The following is a 25,509-nucleotide window of genomic DNA, read 5'->3' as shown; positions in this document are numbered from 1 at the left end:
GCCGGTTACCGCTCGCCCTCAATCAGGACCGCCATACGCGCGGGATGGTCGGCGCGCACCGCCACGTCGGCGGCCCGCAGCGGCTCGGCCTCCCGCTCGTAGCGCGCGTAGGCGGGCAGCCGCCACCGCTCGTCCGCCCCGGTCATCCGCCCCAGCGCCCCCTCGGACAGCCACAGATGCGCACTCACCTCGAACGGCAGCCCGCGGCCCAGCAGCAGCGTCCCGTCGAGCAGCAGCACAGCCCCCTGAGGCAGGGTTTGGTACGGCAGGCGGTACGCGCGATCGGCTCGGCTGTCCCAGAGCGCCGGCAGCACCTTGCCGGTCCCCTGAGCTCCCAGCGGCCCGAGCACCTCCCGGGTCAACCCCCCGGTGTCGAGCCAGTCGTCGTAGAAGGCGTCGGGGTCCGTCCGGCCATACTCGAGCCTGAGAGACGCGGGCCGCAGGAAATCGGCGGCGGACACCCGCAACACGGCCCTGCCCCGCGCTCTGAGCGGCGCGACCAGCTCGTCCGCCAGCCGTTCGGGATGGGCGGGCGGCGCTCCGTCGACGGCGACCCGCGCGTAGGAGTCGCGCGGCAGGCCCGCGATCCGCTCGGCCAGCTCCTCGACCAGGGCCTCTCGGGAGATCGCTCGCGCACGCATCAACCCGAGCCTACGCGCTCACTCCGCGACTCAACCCACCCCTGAGCGCTCGTCCCGCAACTCAACCCAAGCCCAAGCGCTCGTCCCGTGACCGCTCAGCCGGCGCCGGGACCGCTGGGGCGTTTCCGGGGTCACTCGGGCGGTTGCGGGACTGCTCAGGTGGGCCTGGGACCGCCCAGGCGGTGGCTGGGGCCGCTCAGGCGGTGCCGCGTGACCATGGGGAGCCTTCAGGCGGTGCCGCGTGGCCACGTGGGCCCGTCGTCCTGCCTGGCGTGCCGCCCTCGGCGCACGCAATCGGGGCACACAGGTTCCCGTCGCGACCGAGCCAGGGCTTCCGGCGTGGGCTCACGCTGGGTACCGGCGGGAGCTGAGGTGTCGAGGTCGACCAGGAACATCGTGACGCGTTCCGGGTCGTAGCCGAAGGTGCGCTTGCAGCCGTAGCACCGGCCTATCGTCGTGATCCCTTTGTCCGCCATGCGGCCTCCCTATCGGGCACGCCCGGTACCGAGATCAAGAGCGTAACCGAGCTTGGCTCACGAAGTGCGATAACAGCCGAAACCACCACAAGATCCTCTGGCGCAGATCGCGTACGCGGGAGGCCTGACGCGCCCACTCGCCTGATGGCTACGTTGCTTTGCATGGGCGACAGAACAAGATCACTGACCTTGACGGACGTAACCACGACATTAGACATGGCCCTCGACGCGCTCGGAGCCGCGGACAGCAACCTGGCGTATCGCGTGTGCGGCACAAGCGCCGCACTCCTGCAAGGCGTCCCACTCCGTGCCGGGGACATCGACATCCTGCTCGGCAGCCGAGAAGACGTAGAAACGTTCGCCGCGGCACTCTCCTCGTTCCCCTGCCTATATGCCGCCTCATGGCTCCCCGAATCTTCGCAATACTTCACCAGGTTCGCGGTGAATGGCGTCGAAGTGGAGCTCAGCACCGTCGAGCGGCAAGTCGATTCGGACGGTTGGGAATGTGCGGGCAGCGGCCCATGGCAGCATTACGTCCTGGTCACCTGCGGCTCTCACCAGGTGCCGGTAGTCCGGCTGGAACTCCGGTTGGTCACGGAGCTCCTACGAGACCGGGCCGATCGATACGACCCGCTCCTCGACCACATGGGCGCGCACGGGTTCGATTCCGCTCTGTTGCAACGGTCGATGAACGCCCACCAGATTCCCGCTCGTCACCGGCGTCAAGTCCAAGACCGTCTCGCGGGGTCTTCCCGCGGCACCCCGTCCCTGCCCCCTGCCTGACGCTTCCCGTCTGCCTGGACGTGGCGCCCGGTCGCAGGAGCGCGACCGGGCCATCGCGCAAGTGCCCGAGACCGAGCCGAGGAAGCGATCGGCCGCACAATGGCCAAAACAGAACGAAGATCACAAAGGCCAGGCTCCCCGTACGGGATGACCTGGCCTTTCGTCGTGAGAGCGGACGACGGGAATCGAACCCGCGTAGCTAGTTTGGAAGACTAGGGCTCTACCATTGAGCTACGTCCGCGCGAACCGGTCGAAGTCTGGTCTAGACTTCATCCGGTCGTCAGGGCGTAAGCGTACCGGAGTCACGGAGCGCGTGCGTACCCGGCGAGACGGGGCGTGGCGCAGCTTGGCAGCGCGCTTGCTTTGGGAGCAAGAAGTCGCAGGTTCAAATCCTGTCGCCCCGACCACTCTGAAGGCCCCTTCCATGATCGGAAGGGGCCTTCAGAGTGACTACGGCTCCACGCCGCACCGCGAAGACGCGATCCATGGCTCCGGCACCGGCCTGGAGGACGGGTCGGATCTGCTTGCAGTAGACGGCCTCGGCCACGGCCGTGCTGTTATGGACGACGAGGCGGGAGATCTCCTCAAGCTGGGTGCCGTTGTCCGAGAGCAGCGAGATGAAGCTGTGGCGCAGTTCGCGTTGTGTCCACTCGGCGGGGAAGGCACAGCGTAACAAGCCTCGGACCTGCCAACCCTGACCGTTGCTCGACCACGAAAACCAGAACATCGCCGCACCTCACAGCCATGGTCCGGGTTTGGGGCCCTTCGTGGTCTAACGCCTGGTTATGAGGAATCGGGTATGGACTCCGTTCATCCATGCCTCGTCCAGCTCTCGCCCGGTGATCCGCCCCACAAGAGCCAACGCTGACGTGATGCAGGTGGCCAGCGGTGGACTGTAGCCGTTGACGGCGAACTCCAGGAGATCCATCCACTCCGGTCGCATATCTTCGTAGTCGTCTTCGGGAATGTCTCCCTCCAGTCGCGCCTCCTCCCAGGCGGAGTACTCCATCCATCCCGCGGGTAGGTCCGGGTCGTTCTCCCAGGATGAGTCCTGGGCGTCGAACTGCAGCCCTTCCGCGTACAAGTCGAGCGCGTGGGGGTCGGAACCTCGGCGCCGGCCCGGCCGGGTCACGCTGAACGCCGTGGCATAGTTGCCGTCGATCGCATAGACGAGATCTCCGACAGCGTTCACGTTCCAGCTCACGAGAAGGGCTCGGCGGTTGCCCGCCGATAGGGCCGGCAAGACGTCGAGGGACTCAACGCCTCTCTGGAGGATCTGCGTCCAGTTGTCATTGAGGCGACCGACCCAGGCGACTCCCACTCCGCTGCCGATATTCACGCCTTTGAGCAGGTCCGCCCACCGGCACTTTTCTTTCGCCGCAGTATCGGCGCTTATGCGCCTGGCGACCTCTGCGGTCTCTAGGCCTTCCACCCACATCCCGGTGAACGACTCCCCCATGCCGTACTTGTATGCCAGGTGCCACAGCCGCTCCGAGCGCCTCATCCCGTCCTCCTGGTCACGGCGCGCGGGCGCCGCCACTGCGGCGGCGCCCGCACTGTCTGTCACTGAATGGCAACCCAGAACTGGTTGCTGGACAAGACACGATATCTCGCGTAGAAGATGCCGAGGTCATTTCCAGCGCTCGTGTTCTGGCTACCTAGAACGCTGTACACGGAGAAATTGTTCTTGCCGTAGTCGGGATGGTCGAACCCGGCTCCTTGCTTCGTGGACGCGAACGGGAATTCATCGCATTGTTCCCACCTCGATTCGTCCATCTCTCCAGTCTTCTTCCGCGGACGGTCGTCGAAGAACTCATCGCAAACGGTGTCCTTCGCCGCGACATTCTGCCTATACCTCTGCGTGTTGGTGTAGATACGTTCTAGGGCTTTTCCTTCCGGGGTGGAGTGGCTGGCGTTCCAGTTTCCTGGGATGTGCTTGGGGCCATCGGTTTTAAACGGCACGGTGTCTTGCGGCCTGGTGAATGCCGTGTTGATATGCCTGGCCACGGCGCCGTTATTGAAATTAGAGGTCGACATGCGATAAACGCGGCTGGAACCGTAGAAAACGCAACCACCATGGTAATTTCCGGCCACAGATCCCATCGGGATGTTGTCGCAGCGTGCCCTCGGCGCACTGTCCCGCAGCTTTTGATTTCCCGTGGTCAGCCAGGTGCCTTCGCCCCATCCCGCGACCACTTGCTGGTCGTGATTTCCTGGCATCAGCGGGTTGTTGTAGATGAACCAGGGCATGATGGTGCAACGGCTTGGGCTTCCGTTCTGTGAATGGAAGATGAAGACATCGTCTCCGTCATCTATCCATTTTTTCATTCTCGCGGTACGCGTGAGCCCGCCGTTGTCGCCGGAGGAGTAGATGGTCGAACACGCTGTTGATCCACCGGTGACCTCAAGCTCGAGCTTGAGTGTGTTGTCGAGTTCCTCAGGGTCGGTGTTGTCCAGGCCGAGAAGGGCGTCAAAGAAGTCGTCATCCTCGGTCCAGAAATTGTTTACCCTGGTCCACACCTTGATGTCGCGGGGTCCTCTGCCGCTCCCGGCCCCGCCTATGACCGCGGTCCCGGTGCTGTCGCCGAGGTAGGTGTGCATGACTACCGTCATATCGAAGTTAAGGAATTCGTCGACATTCTCCACTGAGACCTTGCAGTTACATGACTTTTGATACTTCTCGGTCTTCTCGTGGATGACGAACAGCATATGTCGGCTCCAGCAGCCGCCATACGGCGCGAGCTTGTCCCATCCCCTGCCGGTGTTCCAGGTGCCGCTCTCCCCGACCCGGGCGTCACGTTCGGCCTCACACTGTTCGAGCGTCATGTGCTCATAGTTGAAGTCAGCTGCGGCTTGGGCCGTGGGAACATGGGCTTCGGCTTTCGCGCTCTTGGCGCTTGTGTCGGTGGATTGCGGATTCACCAGCTCGCCTACCTGTTCAGCGGTCAGCGCCTGCTGGTAGGCGCGAGTGTCGTCGAGATCGCCGCGCATGCTGGCGCCCAGGCTCAGCGCCGAGCCACTGCGCCAGGCGGAGAAGCTGATCGGGGTTGTCTTGATGAGCTGGCCGTTGAGATACAACGAAGCCGTCTTGGTAGTGGCGTCGTAGGCGCCCACGAGGTGGAACCATTCGTTGAGTGGCGGTTTGACGTCGGACAGCGCGCCCTCGCTCGTCGCATCCGGGCTGTCAGCGCTGGTCAACGTGAAGACCAGCCCATGGTCAGAGGTGTTGCCGAGGCGGAAGGGGGCCTGGTGGGTGCCCTTCTGTTCGAGGACGCTGTAGTCGCCATCCTTGTCGGCCCACCGTAGCCACGCGGCGACGGTGAAGCTCTGGTCGGTGTGAATCACCGAGCCATCCGTGGTCGCGAGTGGTTCCTCGCCTGGCTCGACTAGGTCAACCGTGGCCGTCTGCCAGTCCGACCAGGCGGAGGTGGACGCCGCCGCCACGGCGCGAGCACGCCAGCGTATCTTCCACCCGTTGGCGAGCTTCCCGTCAGGGAGGGTGATGCTCGCCTGGGTGCCAGTAGCGACGTTGTCGACGCCGCCGGTCCAGATTTGGCCGCTGCCCTGCTCGGTCGTCGCGGGGTCATGCTCAAACTCGAATTCGGCCCGGACGGGTTGCCCGGCCGGGTTCGTCACGATGGCCTTCACCGTCGGGGTCAGACTGGTGACCAGGGTCTTGCCGTCAACCACGGCAGACGGCTCGAGTCCCAGCCCACCAACGGTCGGCTTGGGCAGACTGACATCCAACTGTCGCCAGTCCGACCAGGCTGATGCTGCCGTGGCCGAGACAGCGCGGGCGCGCCAGCGGATTTTCCACCCGTCGGTCAGTTTGCCGCTGGGAATGGCGAGGCTGGCCTGGCTCCCGGAAGCGACGTTGTCCACGCCGCCCGTCCAGATTTGACCAGTGCCTTGTCCGGTGGCGGCCGGGTCATGCTCGACTTCGAACTCGGCCCGCAGCATGCCCTCAGCCGCGTCAGTGACCTGCCCCAGCAGGCTCGGGGTAAGTGTGCTCGTAACGATCTTACCGTCGACTACCTGGGACGGATTGACCTGCAGTGCCGTCACCGCCGGCTGGGAGACCGGGTCGGGAACGTCGATCGTCAGGCTTTGCCACTCCGACCACGGCGAGCTGACCGTGGTGCCCGTATTAACAGCGCGGGCACGCCAGCGGATTTTCCACCCGTCGGTCAGTTTGCCGCTGGGAATGGCGAGGCTGGCCTGGCTCCCGGAAGCGACGTTGTCCACGCCGCCCGTCCAGATTTGACCAGTGCCTTGTCCGGTGGCGGCCGGGTCATGCTCGACTTCGAACTCGGCCCGCACCGGCTGCGCGGCCGGGTCGGTCACGGTGGTGTGCAAGGCAGGCGTCAGACTGCTGGCGACCATCTGACCGTCAACTACCTGCGACGGCGTGGTTTGGAACAGGCCGACGGTTGGGTTCGGCACGTCCACCGTCGCGATCTGCCAGCCTGACCATGCCGAGGTAGTCCCGGCAGCTGCATTGGCAGCACGGACCCGCCAGCGGATCTTCCAACCATCGGCAAGCTTTCCCGTCGGGAGGGCCACCATGGCCTGGCTGCCAGAGGCGGCCGCGGCCGAGGTGCCGGTCCAAATCTGGCCAGCGCCTTGCCCGGACGCGGAAGGATCATGCTCCACCTCGAACTGGCCGGTCAGCGCGCCCGCGGTGGTGTCAGCGACGGTGGCGGCCAACTGCGGGGTGAGCGAACTGGTCACCGTGGCGCCATTGACATTCTGAGCCGGGGTGATGGCCGGTCCGCTGACGGTCGGCGCGGATGCCGGGCCAGAACTGGTGATGGTCAGCTTCGGCGGAACGTTGAAGTCGGTGTCTTCGGAGGCGGTGAACACCCGGTAGTTGTTGACGTTGTTCTCGCCGGGCGATTTCAGCACCAGGCCGTGGTTGGCGACTCCGGCGGCCCAGTCCTGGGCGATGCCGGTGACATTCCACTCCATCGAGTCCGGCCAGGTCGCGCACTCCTGGTTGACGCCCTTGGTGTTGGTCGAGGCGTCCTCGGTGGTAAGCGTGGGCTTGTTGACCCAGTGCACGTTGTCCGGATCCCAGGCGCTAGTCAGGCGGGCGACCTGGATGCCCGTGCTGACCGTGGCACCACAGCTGGGGGCCTCGATAGTGTTCATCGACAGCTTGGCGTCGGTGACCGTCGAGCCGGGCAGGGTCGCTGTGTCGAACTTCAGGTGCACCCGGTACTTGTAGCCGCCAGCCCGCGTGCCGACCTGCAGGTACTGGCCGGTCGGGTCGGCGGGGAAGTCTGCGTCGCTGTCGGAGTTCACCTCGATGTCGGTGTTGAATGGCAGCGTCGTTGTCGGATCCACCCGCACGGGGTAGGTGGTGGCAGGGTCGGACAGGAATCGGTAGTCTGGCTTGAGCACGAGTTCTGTCCGGCCGTCCTTGGTGACGACCTCAGTGGTGACCTTGGCGTGTTTGGCTAGCGGGAGACGGCCCTCGGCGCTGCCGTCCCACATGAGCGGTTGCGGGGCCGAAGCAAGAAGCTTGTTGTCCTTTCCTTTCAGTAGTAGCCGTCCGCCCTTGCCCTCGGTCAGGGTCAGACCATCGTCTTCGACGCCGATCCGCAGTTCCAGCGGCTTGGCGGGCCGCTGGCGCAGCAGCACATCATGCCGGAACCCGGTCGGCAAGACGGCGACCACCAGGTCAGCACCTACACCGGCGGCATCAGTGTAGGTGGCAACGCTTCCCTTGATGGTCGGCTTGGGCAGCGGCGTCGGCCAGCGCAGCGCGTAGGACTTCCCATCGGCTGTCATTTTGACAAACGCATCCGTGCCACCGGCAGATAGCTCAACCGCCACACCATCGGCGATCACTTTCGGTGTCAATCTGCCGTCCTGGGCCGTCAGCGTGGTGTCGATGGGTACCCATGCGCCGCCGCGCCTGGTCCGTACCGGACCTGCCGTGATCTCCGTCTTGAACGATCCGTCCGGCATCGCGTACGTGACGCTGGTGGCGGACGTCGCGTCGGTGACTTCGATGGCCTTTCCTTGGCGTGCGGCCTTCTTCGAGGCGGTGTCGAGCGCCTGGGTGGGTGCGTTCGAAATGGCGTTTCCGCTCCTCCCGGCTATCCAGGACGCTGTCTTGTTCAGCGTCGCCGTGTGGCCGTTACCTGAGGAGTCGGAGGTGGACGTACCCATTCCCTCCTCGAACGTCCAGCTCGCCGCCAGGCCGCCGATGGAGAAGGACCACGGGTAGTCGTCCATTCGATTGGAGGAGGCGTCCCTCGCGTCGCGAACCTCGGCCTTATACGCTGCGCCGACCTTCAGGTGCTGCTCGGGGGCGAACGTCAGCGTCTTGCCGGTGGCGTCCATCTCGGCCGTGCCCGGCACCGAAGAGCCGGTCGGGTCCTCAACCGAGATCACTGCGCCGGTGACGGGCTCGTCGAACGTGGCCGTCACCTTGGTGGAGGCGGGCGCATCGGTCGTTCCCTCAACCGGGGTGACGCTGGTCACCCGGGGCGCCCTCTCGTCCCCCAACGGATCCGGCTGGCTCCAGTCCTCGCCCTCCAGCGGCTGGAGTTGCTCGGGCCCGACTAGGTATGGACTGCCGCGCTCGGTCTCCAGTTGGACGGCCTCGTCATCGGTGAGCGCGGGGAGATCCGGCACATTGGGGTAATAGCCCTGAGCCAGCGATAGCGCCTCTTGAGGAGAAGGAGCGGACCTCCGCGCGGGACCGCTTTCCGACCAGTACAGGAGCGTCCGCGTAGTCACTGGGGGCGTGAAGTCCACCGTGAGCTGTGGACCGTGCGCGGGGTAGCCGTCGGTCTGTTCCTTCGACCGGTACCTGCGCCAGTTGGTCAGGTCGGACTCGCTTCCCGCAGTGAGCTGGAAACCGTAGTTGGGCTCTCCCCCCGCCCACGCCTGCACGATGTCGTCCACTGAGTGGATGAGATCGTTGGCGTAGTTCATGGAGCCGGTGCAGTCGGTGCTGTAGGCGCCGTACTCCGTGTCGGCCCCTTCTGTGGTAACCGGAGGCTGGTTGCTCCACGTGAGCGTTGAGACGTCCCAACGTGAGGTGACGCGGTAGGCAGTGATTCCCGATCCGACGTACAGGCCGCAGTCGTTGGACAGGTAGTTCCACAGGACTAGGTCGGCGTTGTCGACCGTCCCGCCCCGCAGTGGGGAGTCCTCCGGGATCTCGGCGAAGCGGATATAGCCGCGCCAGCGGACGGTGCCAGAATTGGACTTCCCGACAAGGAGGCGGTCCAGGCCGCTGTTGGCGTAGCCGTCTGGATAGTCCTTGTTGTTGACGAAGGTGTCGTTCCCGAGTTCCGGCTCCCACCAGTCGCTGTCGAGTGCGGCCAGCGTCACCGGGTAGGCGACGGTGGTGTCGGCGAGGAACGCGTTGTCTGGGGCGTAGACCAGGGTCTCATTGTCCGCTTCCACACTGACGGTCGCCTTACCAACCCTTCCGGCGTCGACCGCGCCGTTCGGGTCTGCAGCCACGGCGTCCAGCAGCAGGGCGGAAGGCAGTGCCGTCTTGGTCTTGCCGTCCTCGGCGAGCAGCACCGGTTGGCCAGAGGCGTCACTGGTAAGGGTCTTACCCTTCGGCGGCGTCGCCCGGACTCGGAAGCTGACCGGTCCCGTGACTCGCTTGCGAAGGACGATCTTCTGCCGAAAACCATTAGGAGTGGCGGTGACCACGAGATCGATACCGTCGCCGTATAACGAAGGGTAGGTAGCGCTGCTGCCATCGAGTGTAGGCACAGGCAGCTTCTTCGGCGCAGAGATCTCCGCTGTGCCCTGGGCATCCTTGCTTTTCGCCACGAGTGTGTCGTTGCCCGCTGACAGGGTCAGGTCACCCTTGACAGTTTTGGGCTTGATGGCACCGTTCTTCTCGACCAGCGTGGTGTCGATCGGCGTGAAACCGTCTCCACTGGACTTCTTTACCCGGATGGGCTGCGTGTGCATCTCCATACGCAGGGTTTTACCATCGGGGTTGGCGAACAGCGTCGTCGTCTCGGTATCGCGCTCCGGGATCTCGACGCGCTTGCCGGACTTGCTGGCCTTCTTCTTGGCAGCTTCGATGATCTCGTCGACGGTCGGGGTGGCGTCGCCCTTGGAAGCAGCAGTTTCGGTCTTGGCCGGGTTGCGTGCGGGTGTCGGCTCGTCGGCCCACGCGGGGGAGGAGGTGAGGCTGACGACCATAGCGGTCGCGATGCCGGCGGTCACCGCCCGTGCGAGGGGTCCTCGCACCTGCTTCCCATTCGATAGATGGGCTAAGCCACTTCTCGCTAAGTCTTGCGTCACGCTAAGTCTTGCGTCACTAGGTGCGCTCTCCTGCCTGTAGGCATGTGTGTGTTCCGCATTGGACAGCGCGGAACACCCGAATAGCTGACATTTAGGACAGAAGATAGCAGTAAAGGATCTATAAAAAAAGATCAACTTAACCAAGATCGTCATCGTCTCCAGGCGAGCCGCCGAACGATGCGTCGGCCATCGGTATCCCTCGGCATCATCCCTCGCAAGGTTCGTCGTCCGACGTCACCGACGGGGAATCGGTGACCGTAGAGCTGGTCTCCGGCTACCTGACGATCACCGACCCCACCGAGATCGCAAAGTATCTGCGGGCGTGGGATCGACTGCACACCCTGGCCGTAGTTGGCGAGCGAGCACGAAGCCACTAGAAGCCATGCCGAACGGGGCAAATCTCGGCAACTTCATTGAGCCTGGTATAGGGCCATACCTACGGTCGGCGCGGTGGCAGCGGCGGTGCATGACCAAGCGGCTGTGTTAGGCATGCGCGTGCTCAGCGGTGGACCTGGACACGGGCCGGATCTCGTGGCTCCTGTCGTCCGAGGAAGGCGACCACGCGCGTCGGCTGCACCAACGCGCCGCCGACGTGAAAGGCGTGCATCCCCGAGGCGATCGCCTACCGCGGCCGACTGTCCGGAATCCGCGAGGCACCTCACCCCCCCTGCGGCGGACACGAACACCGGACCGTGCTCCGACCATGAGTCTCCTTGCTAACTGATCCATGCGGCCCGCAGCTCCAGCAGGACGTTCACGTATCTTGCGGGCAGCGTGAGGGTCCTCGTGGGGCTCCGGGCTTCGTGTCCCCTCTGGCGCGTACTGAGCGCGGCACAGCCGCGCACGGAGGCATCGGAGGGGCAGCGCTGACGTATTCCCGATCGTCGAGCAGGCGGTGGCCGCCCAGCGCGGGTGTCCCGGCTGGGCGCCTTCGCCGCCGGCTACGGGGTGGAGTGGCCGCTGTCTCCCGGCGGGGTGTCGTCGTCGGCACCCTCATCGGTGGCGGGGTGTTCGCTGCGCCGCCTGCGTCCGTGGTAATCCGACTCGGGGTCGCTCTCGGCCGGGGCGAAGGGGTCGAACGGGGAGGCCTCCGGGAGGTTGACGACGCTATTGCTTGGTTCGGAGTTGAAGAGCGACTCCAGGGGGCCGGGGGGATTGAGGGGCTCGAAGGGCGGAGTCCAGGCGGCGGTCTCCTGAGGGTCCGTGCCGGAGCCGAGTCTGGGCGAACTGGTCTCGGGTCGCGGGTCCTCCTGTCCGTAGGGTGCGCCGGGTAGAACATTTTCCTGTTGGTCGGAGGCGGCGGCCTCGATGGCTTCCAGGAGTTGCCGCCTCCACTGGTCGCCCTCGTCGGGCTCGGCGGTGCTGTGGTCAGGGTCGGGCGTGAATGGGATGGGTTCCGCGTATCCGGCGGTGGCCAAGCGGGTCCCGCGGCGGGCCTTGGCCACGAGCACTGCGAGCACAGCCAGCAGGGCCGCCACGACCACCACGGCCGAGGTGATCATCGTTGGAGTCGACAAGCTCGGCAGTGGGTTGGTGATCGCGGCGTTGAGGTGTGTGGGGAGGGCTGTTTGAGCCATGGTGCTGGACGTCGTCGGCGTGGCAGCGGTGTCCTCCGCAACGGCGAGCTCGGTTGTGGAGGGTGTGGTTGGTGCGGGCGAGGACGAAGTGGTGGTCGTCGCATCGGTGGAGGTGGCGGTCGGCTCGGCTTCGGAGGTGGCCGCGGCTGATGGCGAGGCGGACGTCGTGGCGGTACTCGTGGACGAGGGCGAGTCGGATGTTGTGGCGGTGGGGGTGGCTGATGACGAATCGAACGCGGTGGGGGTGGATGACGGTGAGTCAGACGGCGTAGGGGTGGCAGTGGGGGAGGACGAGTCCGACGCAGTGGGGGTGGGCGTGGGGGAAGGCGTGTCGGATGTCGAGGTGGCTGTGGGTGCGTCGGAGGTTGGCTGAGGGGCGGCGGTCGTGGGTGTGTCGGAGGACGGCGCCGGTGCGGTCGCGGATGGCGGCGTGTCCGAGGCCCGGGTTGGTTCAGGCGCAGGACGGGTCGCTGTCGGTGACAAATCGACGCCCTCCTGGTGGGAGCCGTTTCGGCTGGTGCCGTCTTGGTCGGGGCTCGTTGGCCCGGTCGGCTTCTCCTGAGTGCCCTGGTGGTTCCCATGAGAGTCCTGGCGGCCTTCGGTGTCCGAAGGCGGCAGCTGAGAGGGCCGGCCCGCCGATTGGCTCGCGTGGTCATCGGCTGCCTGTGGAGCGGTCGGGGCAGTTTGGTGCGTCATGGAAGTGTGGGACCTCCGGGACGAGGCCGGATTTACCCATACAGATCCTGACAAGAGTTATGACTATGGACTGCTGTGGCTAAACCGGAAGCTTGTGGTAGGGCGAGAGTACCTTGCCGTTTCCGCAGGTCAAGTGCCTCTAAAGAGGCGGCGGGGGACTCTGTCGAGAGTGAAAGACCAGGTCAAGGCGATGTCGGAAAAGTCATATAAGGGGAACTATGTGTAGAAAGATCTACCAATTTTGGTGACCGGCACTCGTCAGCACCAATCCGTGTAGACGCCTGGTAGTCGGCCGCCTCCGCCCTGGGAGCCGGGATGGCCACGAATATTGGAGGCGCGGCCAGAAATCCCTGCCGCGGCTGTCATCCGGTTCAGGCCCCCAGAGAGTAATGACCGGTGATGGATGGATTCGCGGAGTATGTGACAGCCCGGTCGGGTCGGCTGCGCCGTATCGCCTACGTGCTCACGGGCGACTGGAGCACAGCTGATGACCTGGTGCAGACCACGCTGGCCAGGGCATGGCAGGCGTGGCGCCGCATCAAGGGCGATCCCGACCCGTACGTCTACCGCATCCTGACCAACACGCACGCCTCCTGGTGGCGCAGACGATGGCGCGGCGAGGTGCCCACCGAGTCGCTCCCCGACGCGACCGCCCGCGGCGACTTCGCCCGCGAGCTCGGTGAGAAGGACGCGCTCTGGACGGCGATCAGAGGGCTGTCGGACCGTCAGCGGGCGGTCATCGTCCTGCACTACTTCGAGGACCTGACGCTGCCGCAGTGCGCCGACGTGCTCGGCTGCTCTCTGGGCACGGTGAAGACCCAGCTCGGGCGGGCGCTGACGCGGCTGCGGGTGCATCCGACGATCCAGCTGATGGAGGTGGAGCAATGAACCATACCGAAGACGACCTGCGCGAGCTGCTCGCCGAGCGTACGACGTACGGACCCGGAGGGGACATGGACGTGGCCGAGATCGTACGGAGAGGCAGGCGCGGCCGGTTCGCCCGGTGGAGCGTGGGCGCGGTGCTGGCGGGGGCCGCCGCGACCGCCGTGGTGTGGGTGCTGCCGGGGGCGGTGACGCCCCTGGCGCCCGCACCGGCGGCCCAGTTCGTCACGTCGGCCGGCCCGTCGAGCGCGGCCTCCGCGCTACCGGCGCGCGTGCCCGATCCGCCGGCCACTCTGGACGGCCTGACCAGGGTCGCGGCTGTGATGAACTCGATGTCCGCGACCGGACATGACCTCCAGATCAAGCCGACCAGCCACGCCACCACCGTGGCCGTCATCTGTGCGAACCCGCGGTCGTGGGTGGTCACGGCCGTCAGGGGCAGCCGCGCGGGGCAGGTCAGCCGGTGCCAGGGCGGCACGGCCCGGCACACCTACAACCGGCGGTCGCTTCCCTCCGGATGGTTGAACGGACGCCAGTCCATCCGCGTATGGGTCTTCCCTCCCACCGAGCTCATCGGACAGGCGTCACTGGACGGTTGCGCCGTGCCCGACAAGCGGAAGGGGACCTGCAACGGCAGGTACGCGGCCCAGGAGCTGATCAGGTACGACGTCGCCCTGGAATTGGCCGCCGACCTGGGAGCCAGGCCTGGAACGTGGTCCGCCGGGGTCTACGACAAGAGCTGAGGGAAATGACGCTTACCAGGAGTTCTATATCGCCATAAAGCATGACGTACTACCGTGGCGCGGTGCATTCGATCATTTCCCTCTTACTCACCGCGGCGGTAGCCGTGCCGGGCGCTCCCGACAAGGGGCTCTCGGAGCCGGTGGCGGACCCGGTCTACCCCGCCTACGGCAACCCCGCGATCGACGTTCTCCACTACGGGCTGAAGCTGGACTGGAAGCCGTCCAAGCGCCTGCTCACCGGTACGGCCCGGCTCACCGTCAGAGCCGTCAAGAAGCTGGACAAGATCTCGCTCGACTTCGGCCGCGCGTTGCGCGTGGACGGGGTGACGGTCGCCGGGAAGACGGTCAAGGCCCGGCACCCGGGCGACCGCCTGGTCATTCCACTGGGTTCGCCGGTGGCGGCGGGCAAGCGGGTCGAGGTGTCCGTCCGCTATCACGGGGTTCCCAAGCCTGTACGCACGGGGCAGTACCGATCGGACACGAGCAAGCTCGGCTTGCGCTCGGCCGCCGACGGGTCGGCATGGGCGCTGCAGGAGCCGTACGGGGCCTTCACCTGGTTCCCCGTGAACGACCACCCGTCCGACGAAGCTCGCTACGACGTGGCGGTCACAGTGCCGCGCGGGTGGGCCGCGGTGGCGCACGGACGCTTCGAAGGCCGTAAGGGGAACACCTACCTCTGGCGGTCGACCGAGTCGGTGGCCAGTTACGTCACGCTGCTCGCCGTCGACCGCTACCAGCGCTTCGACGCCAAGGGGCCGCGCGGGATCCCGATCACGTACTGGCTGCGCCGGGGTGACCGGAAGGAGTACCTCCCCGTCGTACGGCAGACGCCGGCGATCCTGCGCTGGCTGGAGAAGCGGCTGGGTCCCTACCCCTTCAACAGCGCGGGTGTGGTCGTCACCAGCGACTCTGGGATGGAGACCCAGCAGATGGTGACGCTGGCCCCCGAATTCCTCACCGCCAACGTGGTGGCGCACGAGATGGCGCACCAGTGGTTCGGCGACGCGGTCACGCCTCGGACCTGGCGAGACGTCTGGCTGAACGAGGGCTTCGCGATGTACTTCGAGTGGGCGTGGTACGCCGAGCACGGCGGCTCGAAGCTGGAGAGCTACCTCAAAGACGCTCGGGCGCTCGACGGGAGGCTGCGCAACCAGTTCGGGCCGCCCGGGCATTACCAGGCGAGCGCGTTCGGGGCGAGCAACGTGTACTACGGTCCCGCGGTGATGCTGCACGAGATCCGCAAGCGGCTCGGGGACGAGCGGTTCTTCGCGACCCTGCGTGCCTGGGTGCAGGAGCACAAGGGGACCACGCAGGACCGGGCATCGTTCGTGAGGTGGCTGAACGAGCGGACGGGCGACGACTTCACCGCCCTGGTCGACGACTGGCTCGACTCGCCGACCACGCCGACCGCCCAGTAATAGGAACTACCCCATGAGCCGCCGCACCCGTACGTGCACGTGCGGGTGCGTGGCCATCAGGGAGCCCTTCTTCGTACGGCAGGCCACCAGCCCCAACGCCGGCACCCCGCGCCGCAGGTCGGTCAGCGGGATGCCGTCCTCCGCGTGCACCTTGAGCAGCGCCGAGGCGAGCAGTCCCGGCTGGCCGAGCAGGTCGGCGGCGGCGCGGTCGGCGGCCAGCTCCCTGGAGCGGCTGAGCCAGCGCAGCGGCAGGTGCGCGAGGTAACTGGCCAGCCCCGCGGCGGCCCCGCCCGTCAGGATCGCCAGCCCGACGAACAGCCCGAAGGGGAACTCCTCGAAGAACAGCCCCGGAGCCTCCACCGCGGCTCGCCCTGTGCCCTTGGCGAACGCCGCCAGCGCGATCGCGAACGAGCTCGCCAGCGTCATCACCGCCACGTCCCGGTGCTGGATGTGCGCGATCTCGTGGGCGAGCACCGCCGTCAGCTCGTCGGCCTCCAGGCGGGCGCGCAGCCCTTCGGTGACGATGATCGTCGCGCTGCGCCGCGAGCGGCCGACCGTGTAGGCGTTCGGGGCGGGAGAGGGGCTGATCGCCAGCCGCGGCTTGGCCACGTCGCTCAGCGCGCAGAGCCGATCGAGTACGGCATGCAGTTCGGGCTCCTGCTCGGCCGTGACGTACCGGGCCCGGGTCATCCGCCGCGCCAGTACCTCGGTGTACCACCACTGCACGAGCAGGATGAGGGCCGCCCCGAGGGCGACGTACAGGACCGGAATCCCGATCAGGACCAGACCGGCCAGAACGGCGGAGTAGATGGCCGCGAGCAGGGCCATGGGGATGAGCATGCGCACCTTGGAACCTCCAGCCGACGACGTTGGGCCGGAAGGTCTCCCTCGCCACACAGGGCCCACCTGACCGGGCCGCGCGGGCCGTCATGACGATCAGGCGTGTTCGGAGGTACTCCCCTTCACTCCAAGAAAGAGTAATAAATCAGGAGTCGGTACGGAAGAGGGCCCACACGGCTTTGCCGCCCCGAGCCAGCGGGTCCCAGCCCCAGCATTGGCTGTAGGTCTCGACTATATAAAGGCCGCGCCCGTTCTCGGAGATGAAGTCGGGCTCCTTGGGCGTGGGGATCTTGTCGCTCGGGTCGGCCACGGCCAGCAGCACGTGGGGGGCGACCCGCATCAGCAGCAGCTGGATCTCCCGCCGGCCACGCGCGTACATCGCGTACCTGACCGCGTTCGTCACCAACTCGGAGACGACCAGCGCGGCGTCATCGCCCAGCTCCGGCAGGCCCCAGCCGCGTAACGTGGAACGGGTCACGTCCCTGGCGGTCTTCACGGAGTCGGCCTGGAAGGGCAGCGGACACGAGGTCGTGTACGGCTTGCCCGAGCTCAACAGGCTGTCGAACCCCACTTCACGGGTGATCTGCAGGCAATCGGCAGTGGCCAAAGGGTCCTCCACCATCCCGCCGATACCTCCCGATTGTTCCTGGGTTCGTGCATGTTTGGCCCAATATGCACTAGGCCATCATGGATCACGATCCCCGGCCGCTGCAAGACCCAAATGCACGTGCATGTGCAATGTGCAGCAGCATGAGCGGCTACGGGTAGGGGTATCCGAATCGGACACCAGGTTGAGACCTTGTCATACCCGGCAATGTGGTGTCACTGTGTGTGCGGACCTTGATAGGAGGCAGAGTGACGCAGAACCAGCCGGGTTCCGGCCCTACGGCGCTGCGCATCCTCCTGGGCTCCCAGCTGCGCAGGCTCAGGGAGGGGAAGGGCGTCACCCGCGAGGAGGCAGGCCACCTCATCAGGGGCTCCGAATCCAAGATCAGCCGCATGGAGCTGGGACGCGTCGGCTTCAAGGAGCGCGACGTGGCTGATTTGCTGACCCTTTACGGGGTGGTGGACACCCAGGCGCGCGCAGCCGTACTCGACCTGGTGGCCACGGCGAACGAGCCCGGATGGTGGCACCGGTTCAACGACATCCTGCCCACGTGGTTCCAGGCCTACGTCGGCCTCGAAGAGGCCGCGGCCAGGATCAGGACCTACGAGGTCCAGTTCGTTCCGGGGTTGTTACAGACCAAGGAATACGCCCGGGCGGTCGTCACGGCCGGCTCGGCCGGCATCGGCGCCGAGGAGATCGCCCGCAGGGTGGACCTCCGCCTCGAACGCCAGCGCATGTTCGACCGGCCCGACGGCCCGGTCTTCTGGGCGGTCATCGACGAGGCCGCGCTGCGCCGCCCCATCGGCGGCGCCGAGGTGATGCGAGCCCAGCTCGAGCACCTCATCGATCTGATGCGCCAGCCCAACATCACCATCCAGGTCATGCCGTTCAGCTTCGGGGGCCACAGCGCCGAGGGCGGCGCGTTCAGCGTCCTGCGCTTCCCCGACCACGACCTGCCGGACGTGGTGTACGTCGAGCAACTCGCCAGCGCCCTCTACCTGGACAAACGCGAGGACGTCGACCGCTACACCGAGGTGATGGAGCGGCTCTGCGCCGTCAGCACGACGCCGGACGAGACCATCGAGCTCCTGCGGGTGATCGCCGAGGAGTTCTGAGGGTCGTCACGTCGTTGTTGGGTACGCATCTACCCTAGACTGGCGAACGGCGCTTGGATCCCGCCAAGGCGGAGCATGCCCAGCGCCGCTCATGTGGGCGCGGCGCGTGAGCCGTACCAAATCTGGACGCGCCCGCGATCACTCGAAGCTTGATCAAGGAGACCACCCCGTGAAGACCGCTGTCGAGGAGCTCAGCCCGACCAGGGTGAAGCTCACTGTCGAGGTGCCGTTCGAAGAGCTGCGCCCGAGCCTGGATGCGGCGTACAAGAAGGTCGCGCAGCAGGTGCGCGTCCCCGGGTTCCGCCCTGGCAAGGTTCCGGCCCGCATCATCGAGCAGCGCTTCGGCCGCGCGGTGGTGCTGGAGGAGACTCTCAACGACGCGGTGCCCAAGCTGTACGGTCAGGCCGTCGACGAGGTCGACCTCTTCCCGGTCAGCCAGCCCGACATCGAGATCACCAAGATCGAGGATGGCGAGCAGGTCGAGTTCACCGCCGAAGTCGACGTCCGGCCCGCCTTCGAGGTCCCCGAATACGCGGGCATCGAGGTCACGGTCGACTCCGCCGAGGTCGCCGACGCGGACATCGACGGCCAGCTCGACGCGCTGCGCCAGCGCTTCGCCACGCTGACCGGCGTCGAGCGCGCGGCCGCCGCCGGCGACTTCGTCGTCATGGACCTGCGTGCCGAGATCGACGGTGCCAACATCGAGGAGCAGCAGGCCAACGAGGTCTCCTACGAGGTCGGCGCCGGCTCCGTGCTGCAGGGTCTCGACGACGCCCTCGCGGGCATGTCCGCGGGCGACGAGAAGACCTTCAAGACCGAGCTGGTCGGTGGTGAGAACGCCGGTGAGGAAGCCGACGTCATCATCAACGTCAAGACGGTCAAGGAGAAGGTCCTGCCCGAGCTCGACGACGAGTTCGCCCAGCTGGCCAGCGAGTTCGACACGCTCGCCGAGCTGAAGGACAGCATCCGCGAGCAGGCCCGCCGCAACAAGCTGGTCGACCAGGTCGTCCAGGCCCGCGAGAAGGCCCTCGACTCGCTGCTCGACAAGATCGAGATGCCGATCCCCGACAGCGCGCTCAAGGCCGAGGTCGACGCCCGCAAGCACAACCTCGAGCACCAGATCGCCGAGAGCGGGCTCAGCCGCGATGCCTTCTTCCGCCTCTACCAGACGACCGAGGAGGAGCGCTTCGCCGAGTTCGACAGCAGCTCCGCCAAGGCCATCAAGGTCGGGTTCGTCCTCGACAAGATCGTCAAGAGCGAGGACCTGGGCGTCTCCGAGCAGGAGCTGACCAACTTCGTCGTCCGCCGCGCCATGGAGATGGGCGTCCAGCCCAACCAGCTGGCCCAGCACCTGGCCGACAACGACCAGCTGACGCTGGCGATGGTCGAGATCGTCCGTGACAAGGCCAAGTCCGTCATCGGCGACGCCGCCAAGGTGGTCGACACCGACGGCAACGAGGTCGACCTCAAGGCCATCTACACCGAGATCAACGGCGAGGAGCCCACCGAGGAGCCGGCCGACGAGCCGGCGGCCGAGGAGAAGGCCGACGCCTAGCCCCAGAAACGGCACCAAGCCCCCGATCCGGACGGTTCGGGGGCTTCGCGCTGCTCTGGGCGGCCTTACCTGCGCCGTCAGCGAACAGTAGGCGGACCGGGCATGAGCTGTGTGCCCCGCGCGTTAGGGTCACAAGCAAAGCCAATCGATTACGACGCATCGGAAGGTGACGCTGTGACCAGCCCGCCGACCTTCTATCAGCCTGAGTCGCGAGGCCGTGAGAACGGCTCGTCCTTCCGGCTTGAGGACCAGCTTTACCAGCGCCTGCTGCGCGAGCGCATCATCGTGCTGGGGCAGGAGGTCAACGACGAGATCGCCAACCGCATCTGTGCCGAGCTGTTGCTGCTCGCGGCCGACGATCCCGACCGTGACATCTGGCTCTACATCAACTCGCCTGGCGGGTCGGTGACCGCCGGCATGGCCATCTACGACATGATGGAATATGTGCCCAACGACGTGGCCACGGTCGCCATGGGGCTGGCCGCCTCCATGGGGCAGTTCCTGCTGTCGGCGGGCGCGAGAGGCAAGCGCTACGCGCTGCCCCACGCGCGCATCATGATGCACCAGCCGTCCGGTGGCATCGGCGGCACCGCCGCCGACATCGCCATCCAGGCGGAGCAGATGCTCTACGTGAAGAAGACCCTGGCCGAGCGGATCGCGCAGCACACGGGCCAGTCGCTCGACCAGATCGAGGCCGACTCCGATCGAGACCGCTGGTTCACGGCCGAAGAGGCCAAGGACTACGGCTTCATCGACAACGTCGTGCGCAGCGCGAGGCAGGTGCCCTCGCAAGGCGCCGTCTCCTAGGGGAGTTGAAGTGAACATCGAAAGCCGGTACGTTCTCCCCTCCTTCGTCGAACGCACGTCCTATGGCGTGAAGGAGATGAATCCGTACAACAAGCTCTTCGAGGACCGCATCATCTTCCTCGGAGTGCAGATCGACGACGCGTCGGCCAACGACGTGATGGCTCAGCTGCTGACGCTGGAGTCGCTCGATCCCGACCGTGACATCAGCATCTACATCAACTCGCCGGGTGGCTCCTTCACCGCCATGACGGCGATTTACGACACGATGCAGTTCGTCCGGCCGGAGATCCAGACCGTCTGCCTGGGGCAGGCCGCCTCCGCCGCGGCCGTGCTGCTGGCCGGCGGGACTCCCGGCAAGCGGTTCGCGCTTCCCAACGCCAGGGTGCTCATCCACCAGCCGTCCACCGAGGGCGGCGGCCAGGGAAGCGACATCGAGATCCAGGCCCGCGAGATCCTTCGCATGCGCTCCCTCCTGGAGGAGATCGTGGCGAAGCACTCCGGAAAGCGCCCTGCGGAAGTCCGAAAGGACATCGAACGCGACAAAATTCTCAACGCGGACGAGGCAAAGGCGTATGGTCTGATCGACGACATCATCCCGTCGCGGAAGAAACGAGCTCAGGCCGTCGCTTCCTGATGAGATGTGACGCACCGGAGCGCTGCCCAATAGGGCACGTTCCGGTGCGACTCGCCGCCAGGGGGCTCACTGAGGGCCCAGAAGACGGTAACGTCGAAACCTGAGCGGTTCGGACCCGGTCCGGAGGATACGGATCGCGGGAGCAGGGCGGTCCCACGCAAAGGAGTATCTGGGGTGGCACGCATCGGCGACGGGGGAGACCTGCTGAAGTGCTCTTTCTGCGGGAAGAGCCAGAAGCAAGTCAAGAAGCTCATTGCCGGTCCAGGCGTCTACATCTGCGATGAGTGCATCGATCTCTGCAACGAGATCATCGAAGAGGAGCTCTCGGAGTCCTCTGAGCTCAAGTGGGACAACCTGCCCAAGCCGAGGGAGATCTACGAGTTCCTCGACGCCTATGTCATCGGTCAGGACAAGGCGAAGAAGGCGCTCTCGGTGGCGGTCTACAACCACTACAAGCGGGTGCAGTCCGGCGACCGAGGTAGAGACGACGGTCTAGAGCTGGCCAAGAGCAACATCCTGCTGCTCGGCCCCACGGGCTCGGGCAAGACGCTGCTTGCGCAGACGCTGGCGAAGATGCTCAACGTGCCCTTCGCCATCGCCGACGCCACCGCGCTCACCGAGGCGGGCTACGTCGGCGAGGATGTCGAGAACATCCTGCTCAAGCTCATCCAGGCCGCCGACTACGACGTCAAGAAGGCCGAGACCGGCATCATCTACATCGACGAGGTCGACAAGATCGCTCGCAAGAGCGAGAACCCGTCGATCACTCGCGACGTCTCCGGTGAGGGCGTCCAGCAGGCGCTGCTCAAGATCCTGGAGGGCACGACCGCGAGCGTGCCGCCGCAGGGCGGGCGTAAGCACCCCCACCAGGAGTTCATCCAGATCGACACGACGAACGTGCTGTTCATCTGTGGCGGCGCCTTCGCCGGTCTGGAAAAGATCATCGAGTCGCGCATCGGCAAGAAGGGCATCGGCTTCAACGCCATCATCCGGTCGAAGGAAGAAGTCGACATGGCCGACATCTTCTCCGACGTGATGCCGGAGGACCTGTTGAAGTTCGGCATGATCCCCGAGTTCGTCGGCCGTCTGCCGGTCATCACCTCGGTGCACAACCTCGACCGCGAGGCGCTCATCCAGATCCTCACCGAGCCGCGCAACGCGCTGGTCAAGCAATACCGCAAGCTGCTCGAGCTCGACGGCGTGGAGCTGGAGTTCACCGACGGCGCGCTCGAGGCCATCGCCGACCAGGCGATCCTGCGCGGCACCGGCGCGCGCGGCCTGCGTGCCATCCTCGAAGAGGTGCTCCAGTCGGTGATGTACGAGGTGCCGTCGCGCCAGGACGTCGCCCGGGTGGTCATCACCCGCGAGTCGGTGCTCGAACACGCCATCCCGACGCTCGTACCCCGCGACCAGCTCGCCGCGAAACAGCAGCGCACGCCGCGGGAAAAGTCCGCCTGATCCTTCCCTTACGGCAAGCGCCCCGCGGAGACGAACTCCCTGGGGCGTTTCGCTTTCCACCACCTCCCTAGAATTGGTCACTGTGACAACGCCAGAGCTGCCCACCCAGTACACCCCGGCCGACGTCGAGACCCGGAGCTACGAGCGCTGGGTATCCGAAGGCTATTTCCACGCAGACCCGGGCAGCCCGCGCGAGCCGTACAGCATCGTCCTCCCCCCGCCCAACGTGACCGGCGTCCTGCACATCGGGCACGCGCTCGACCACTCCATCCAGGACGCGCTCACCCGCCGGGCCCGCATGCAGGGCCGCGAGACGCTGTGGCTGCCCGGCATGGACCACGCGGGCATCGCCACCCAGAACGTCGTCGAGCGCGAGCTGGCCAAGGAGGGCCTGTCGCGCCACGACCTTGGGCGTGAGGCGTTCGTGGAGCGCGTCTGGCAGTGGAAGGAGGAGTCCGGCGGCCGGATCCTCGGCCAGATGCGCAAGCTCGGCGACGGCGTCGACTGGGAGCGCGAGCGCTTCACCATGGACACCGGCCTCTCGCGGGCCGTCCAGACCATCTTCAAGCGGCTCTTCGACGACGGCCTGATCTACCGGGCTGAACGCATCATCAACTGGTGCCCCCGCTGCCTCACCGCGCTGTCCGACATCGAGGTCGAACACAGCGAGGACGACGGCGAACTCGTCTCCATCCGCTACTCCGACGAGATCGTGGTGGCGACCACCCGCGCGGAGACCATGCTCGGCGACACCGCCGTGGCCGTGCACCCCTCCGACGAGCGCTACGCCCACCTGGTCGGCACGCTCGTCGAGGTGCCGTTCACCGGCCGGCAGATCCCCGTGGTCGCCGACGAGCACGTCGATCCGGCCTTCGGCACCGGCGCGGTCAAGGTGACGCCGGCCCACGACCCCAACGACTTCGAGATCGGCCGTCGGCATTCGCTGCCGTCGCTGACCATCATGGACGAGCGCGGCGTGATCACCGCGCACGGACCGTTCGAGGGGCTCGACCGGTTCGAGGCACGACCCGCCGTGGTCGCCGCGCTGCGCGCCGAGGGCCGGATCGTCGCCGAGAAGCGCCCCTACGTCCACTCGGTCGGCCACTGCTCGCGCTGCAAGACGGTGGTCGAGCCGAGACTGTCGCTGCAGTGGTTCGTCAACGTCTCGCCGCTGGCCAAGGCCGCCGGCGACGCGGTGCGCGACGGCCGCACCCGCATCCACCCGCCCGAGCTGGCCAAGCGCTACTTCGACTGGGTCGACGACATGCACGACTGGTGCATCTCGCGCCAGCTGTGGTGGGGGCATCGCATCCCGGTCTGGTACGGCCCGGCCGGCGAGGTCGTGTGCGTTGGCCCCGACCAGGATCCGCCCGCCGGCTACGTCCAGGACGCCGACGTGCTCGACACCTGGTTCTCCTCGGGCCTGTGGCCGTTCTCCACGCTCGGCTGGCCGGACGCGACACCGGAGCTCGCGCGCTTCTACCCGACCTCCGTGCTGGTCACCGGCTACGACATCCTGTTCTTCTGGGTCGCGCGCATGATGATGTTCGGCCTGTACGCCATGGACGGCGAGCCGCCTTTCCGCACGGTCGCGCTGCACGGCATGGTCCGCGACCAATACGGCAAGAAGATGTCCAAGTCGTTCGGCAACGTGGTCGACCCGCTCGACTGGATCGAGCGCTTCGGCGCCGACGCCACGCGCTTCACGCTGCTGCGCGGCGCCAACCCCGGGGCCGACGTCGCGGTGAGCGAGGAGTGGGCGGGCGGCTCGCGCAACTTCTGCAACAAGATCTGGAACGCCACCCGCTTCGCGCTGATGAACGGCGCGACTACCGGCCCCCTCGACGGCCTGGACCTGACGGCGGCCGACCGGTGGATCCTGTCGCGGCTCCAGAGCGTGATCTCCACGGCCGACGCGGCCTTCGAGGAGTTCGAGTTCGCCAAGGCGTCCGATCTGCTCTACCACTTCGCGTGGGACGAGGTCTGCGACTGGTACCTGGAGCTGGCCAAGATCCAGCTCGGTGAGGGGCTGGAGCACACGCGGCTGGTGCTGGGTCACGTGCTCGACACGCTGCTGCGGCTGATGCACCCGCTGGTGCCGTTCGTGACCGAGGAGCTGTGGCGAGCCGTCACGGGCGGCGAGTCCGTCGCCGTGGCAGCGTGGCCGCAGGTCGATGCCGCCCGGACCGATCCGGCGGCCGAGGCGGAGATCGTCGCCCTGCAGGAGCTGGTGACGGAGGTGCGCAGGTTCCGTTCGGATCAGGGGCTGAAGCCCGGCCAGAAGGTGGCCGCGCGGCTCGGACTGACCGGCACGGCTCTCGCGGGGCAGGAAGGGGCCATCCGCTCACTCCTGCGGCTCACTGAACCGTCTGACGCCTTTTCCGCCACTGCCCGCTTCACCGTCGGCGGGGTGACCGTGGAGATCGACACTGCCGGCGCCATCGACGTGGCGGCCGAACGCAAGCGGCTGGAGAAGGATCTGGCGGTCGCGCGCAAGGAGGCGGCCCAGGTCGCCGCCAAGCTCGGCAACGAGCAGTTCATGGCCAAGGCGCCCGAGGACGTCGTCGCCAAGGTCAGGGGGCGTGCAGAGCAGTCGGCGGCCGACATCGTGCGGCTCGAGGCGCAGCTCGCCGGCTTGGGTGTTTGAGCGAGACACACCGGGGGAAGACCTATTCGTTACCGAAGTTGGGTCTTCCCCCGCACCAGGACTGCTAGAGTCTTCAACGCGGGGCAAGTTAGCCCGGCAAAACCCAGTGATCTCTCCCGAACTTCGGGCTGTGTCCGCGCGTGATTGGACATGAGTCAGAAGTTCAGGTAAGTTAGCAGGGTTGCCCGGAACGTACCGGATCGGCCGATTTGACAAGGATCGGGCGGATCTGATACACTTGGGAAGACGAAATGTGCGCCTCTCGCAGGTTGGGGAGTACGCGTCCGTTTCTTGAGAACTCAACAGTGTGTTAAAAGCCAGTGCATGATGCACAACCCCGT

20 protein-coding genes and 2 tRNA genes are annotated in these 25,509 nt (G+C 66.3%); 13 read left to right on the top strand and 9 right to left on the bottom strand.

The genetic code is table 11. The features are described from left to right. Nucleotides 1-5 precede the first annotated feature (5 nt). Nucleotides 6-641: a uridine kinase gene (locus tag ACIBO2_RS11600; protein WP_358556461.1), complete on the bottom strand. Its 636-nt coding sequence runs from the start codon at nt 639-641 to the stop codon at nt 6-8. Between the two features lie 227 nt (nt 642-868). Further along, a complete protein-coding gene (locus tag ACIBO2_RS11595; protein ID WP_357953459.1) occupies nt 869-1,117 on the bottom strand; it encodes a hypothetical protein in 249 nt (82 codons plus the stop codon). A gap of 162 nt (nt 1,118-1,279) precedes the next feature. Between ACIBO2_RS11595 and ACIBO2_RS11590 the strand changes: the two genes are divergently transcribed. Next, complete coding sequence (locus ACIBO2_RS11590) at nt 1,280-1,900, top strand: hypothetical protein (protein ID WP_358556464.1); 621 nt, start codon at nt 1,280-1,282, stop codon at nt 1,898-1,900. Between the two features lie 170 nt (nt 1,901-2,070). On the opposite strand, the gene ACIBO2_RS11585 is transcribed toward ACIBO2_RS11590, so the two are convergent. Next, nucleotides 2,071-2,141, bottom strand: a tRNA-Gly gene (locus tag ACIBO2_RS11585). Between the two features lie 89 nt (nt 2,142-2,230). On the opposite strand from ACIBO2_RS11585, the gene ACIBO2_RS11580 reads away from it, so the two are divergent. Further along, nucleotides 2,231-2,307: transfer RNA gene (locus ACIBO2_RS11580), tRNA-Pro, on the top strand. Here ACIBO2_RS11580 and ACIBO2_RS11575 read toward each other — a convergent pair. Genes ACIBO2_RS11575 through ACIBO2_RS11565 form a run of 3 tightly spaced genes read right to left on the bottom strand, consistent with a single transcriptional unit; the run spans nt 2,286 to nt 10,111 of the window. Continuing rightward, complete coding sequence (locus ACIBO2_RS11575; RefSeq protein WP_358556467.1) at nt 2,286-2,627, bottom strand: hypothetical protein; 342 nt, start codon at nt 2,625-2,627, stop codon at nt 2,286-2,288. The genes ACIBO2_RS11580 and ACIBO2_RS11575 overlap by 22 nt on opposite strands. Before the next feature lie 45 nt (nt 2,628-2,672). After that, the gene (locus ACIBO2_RS11570) at nt 2,673-3,404 is read right to left on the bottom strand and encodes a DUF6461 domain-containing protein (RefSeq protein ID WP_397296661.1); all 732 of its coding nucleotides are present in this window, start codon (nt 3,402-3,404) and stop codon (nt 2,673-2,675) included. Between the two features lie 59 nt (nt 3,405-3,463). Continuing rightward, nucleotides 3,464-10,111, bottom strand: coding sequence for a DNRLRE domain-containing protein (locus ACIBO2_RS11565; protein ID WP_397296658.1), 6,648 nt, complete (start codon nt 10,109-10,111; stop codon nt 3,464-3,466). A 329-nt stretch (nt 10,112-10,440) separates the two neighbouring features. Between ACIBO2_RS11565 and ACIBO2_RS11560 the strand changes: the two genes are divergently transcribed. Then, nucleotides 10,441-10,566: a hypothetical protein gene (locus ACIBO2_RS11560; protein WP_358556476.1), complete on the top strand. Its 126-nt coding sequence runs from the start codon at nt 10,441-10,443 to the stop codon at nt 10,564-10,566. Between the two features lie 564 nt (nt 10,567-11,130). Here ACIBO2_RS11560 and ACIBO2_RS11555 read toward each other — a convergent pair. Then, nucleotides 11,131-11,691, bottom strand: coding sequence for a hypothetical protein (locus ACIBO2_RS11555; RefSeq protein WP_397296655.1), 561 nt, complete (start codon nt 11,689-11,691; stop codon nt 11,131-11,133). 73 nt (nt 11,692-11,764) lie between these two features. Here ACIBO2_RS11555 and ACIBO2_RS11550 point away from each other — a divergent pair, with 73 nt between their 5' ends. The 4 genes from ACIBO2_RS11550 to ACIBO2_RS11535 all read left to right on the top strand — a co-directional run bounded on the left by ACIBO2_RS11550 (nt 11,765) and on the right by ACIBO2_RS11535 (nt 15,505). Then, the gene (locus ACIBO2_RS11550) at nt 11,765-12,139 is read left to right on the top strand and encodes a hypothetical protein (protein ID WP_358556482.1); all 375 of its coding nucleotides are present in this window, start codon (nt 11,765-11,767) and stop codon (nt 12,137-12,139) included. Nucleotides 12,140-12,861: 722 nt separating this feature from the next. Next, entirely contained in the window at nt 12,862-13,350 is a 489-nt protein-coding gene (locus ACIBO2_RS11545; RefSeq protein WP_358556485.1) for a SigE family RNA polymerase sigma factor, read from the top strand. After that, on the top strand, nt 13,347-14,087 hold the full coding sequence (locus tag ACIBO2_RS11540) for a hypothetical protein (protein ID WP_397296651.1): 741 nt from the start codon (nt 13,347-13,349) through the stop codon (nt 14,085-14,087). The genes ACIBO2_RS11545 and ACIBO2_RS11540 overlap by 4 nt, the downstream gene beginning before the upstream one ends. Before the next feature lie 62 nt (nt 14,088-14,149). Beyond that, on the top strand, nt 14,150-15,505 hold the full coding sequence (locus ACIBO2_RS11535; RefSeq protein ID WP_358556491.1) for a M1 family metallopeptidase: 1,356 nt from the start codon (nt 14,150-14,152) through the stop codon (nt 15,503-15,505). Between the two features lie 6 nt (nt 15,506-15,511). On the opposite strand, the gene ACIBO2_RS11530 is transcribed toward ACIBO2_RS11535, so the two are convergent. Both ACIBO2_RS11530 and ACIBO2_RS11525 read right to left on the bottom strand, forming a co-directional pair. Then, on the bottom strand, nt 15,512-16,345 hold the full coding sequence (locus ACIBO2_RS11530; RefSeq protein ID WP_358556494.1) for a M48 family metalloprotease: 834 nt from the start codon (nt 16,343-16,345) through the stop codon (nt 15,512-15,514). Between the two features lie 145 nt (nt 16,346-16,490). Continuing rightward, the gene (locus ACIBO2_RS11525) at nt 16,491-16,952 is read right to left on the bottom strand and encodes an ATP-binding protein (protein WP_357644731.1); all 462 of its coding nucleotides are present in this window, start codon (nt 16,950-16,952) and stop codon (nt 16,491-16,493) included. Nucleotides 16,953-17,200: 248 nt separating this feature from the next. Here ACIBO2_RS11525 and ACIBO2_RS11520 point away from each other — a divergent pair, with 248 nt between their 5' ends. The 6 genes from ACIBO2_RS11520 to ACIBO2_RS11495 all read left to right on the top strand — a co-directional run bounded on the left by ACIBO2_RS11520 (nt 17,201) and on the right by ACIBO2_RS11495 (nt 25,168). Continuing rightward, nucleotides 17,201-18,067 (top strand): helix-turn-helix transcriptional regulator, encoded by an 867-nt coding sequence (locus tag ACIBO2_RS11520; protein ID WP_225292604.1) that lies wholly within the window; start codon nt 17,201-17,203, stop codon nt 18,065-18,067. A 169-nt stretch (nt 18,068-18,236) separates the two neighbouring features. Next, nucleotides 18,237-19,622 carry a trigger factor gene (tig, locus tag ACIBO2_RS11515; RefSeq protein WP_358556497.1) on the top strand — a complete coding sequence of 462 codons (1,386 nt, stop codon included), beginning with the start codon at nt 18,237-18,239 and terminating at the stop codon, nt 19,620-19,622. Nucleotides 19,623-19,796: 174 nt separating this feature from the next. After that, a complete protein-coding gene (locus ACIBO2_RS11510; RefSeq protein WP_358556500.1) occupies nt 19,797-20,429 on the top strand; it encodes an ATP-dependent Clp protease proteolytic subunit in 633 nt (210 codons plus the stop codon). 10 nt (nt 20,430-20,439) lie between these two features. Next, nucleotides 20,440-21,063: an ATP-dependent Clp protease proteolytic subunit gene (locus ACIBO2_RS11505; RefSeq protein WP_214637437.1), complete on the top strand. Its 624-nt coding sequence runs from the start codon at nt 20,440-20,442 to the stop codon at nt 21,061-21,063. 174 nt (nt 21,064-21,237) lie between these two features. Continuing rightward, entirely contained in the window at nt 21,238-22,521 is a 1,284-nt protein-coding gene (gene clpX, locus ACIBO2_RS11500; protein WP_225292608.1) for an ATP-dependent Clp protease ATP-binding subunit ClpX, read from the top strand. A 73-nt stretch (nt 22,522-22,594) separates the two neighbouring features. Beyond that, entirely contained in the window at nt 22,595-25,168 is a 2,574-nt protein-coding gene (locus ACIBO2_RS11495; protein WP_397296642.1) for a valine--tRNA ligase, read from the top strand. The last annotated feature ends 341 nt before the right edge of the window (nt 25,169-25,509 follow it).

Origin of the sequence: Nonomuraea sp. NPDC050022 (assembly GCF_044460705.1) — a bacterium.
In the GTDB taxonomy this organism is placed as follows: domain Bacteria; phylum Actinomycetota; class Actinomycetes; order Streptosporangiales; family Streptosporangiaceae; genus Nonomuraea.
This window is presented reverse-complemented; position numbering and strand designations above follow the sequence as displayed.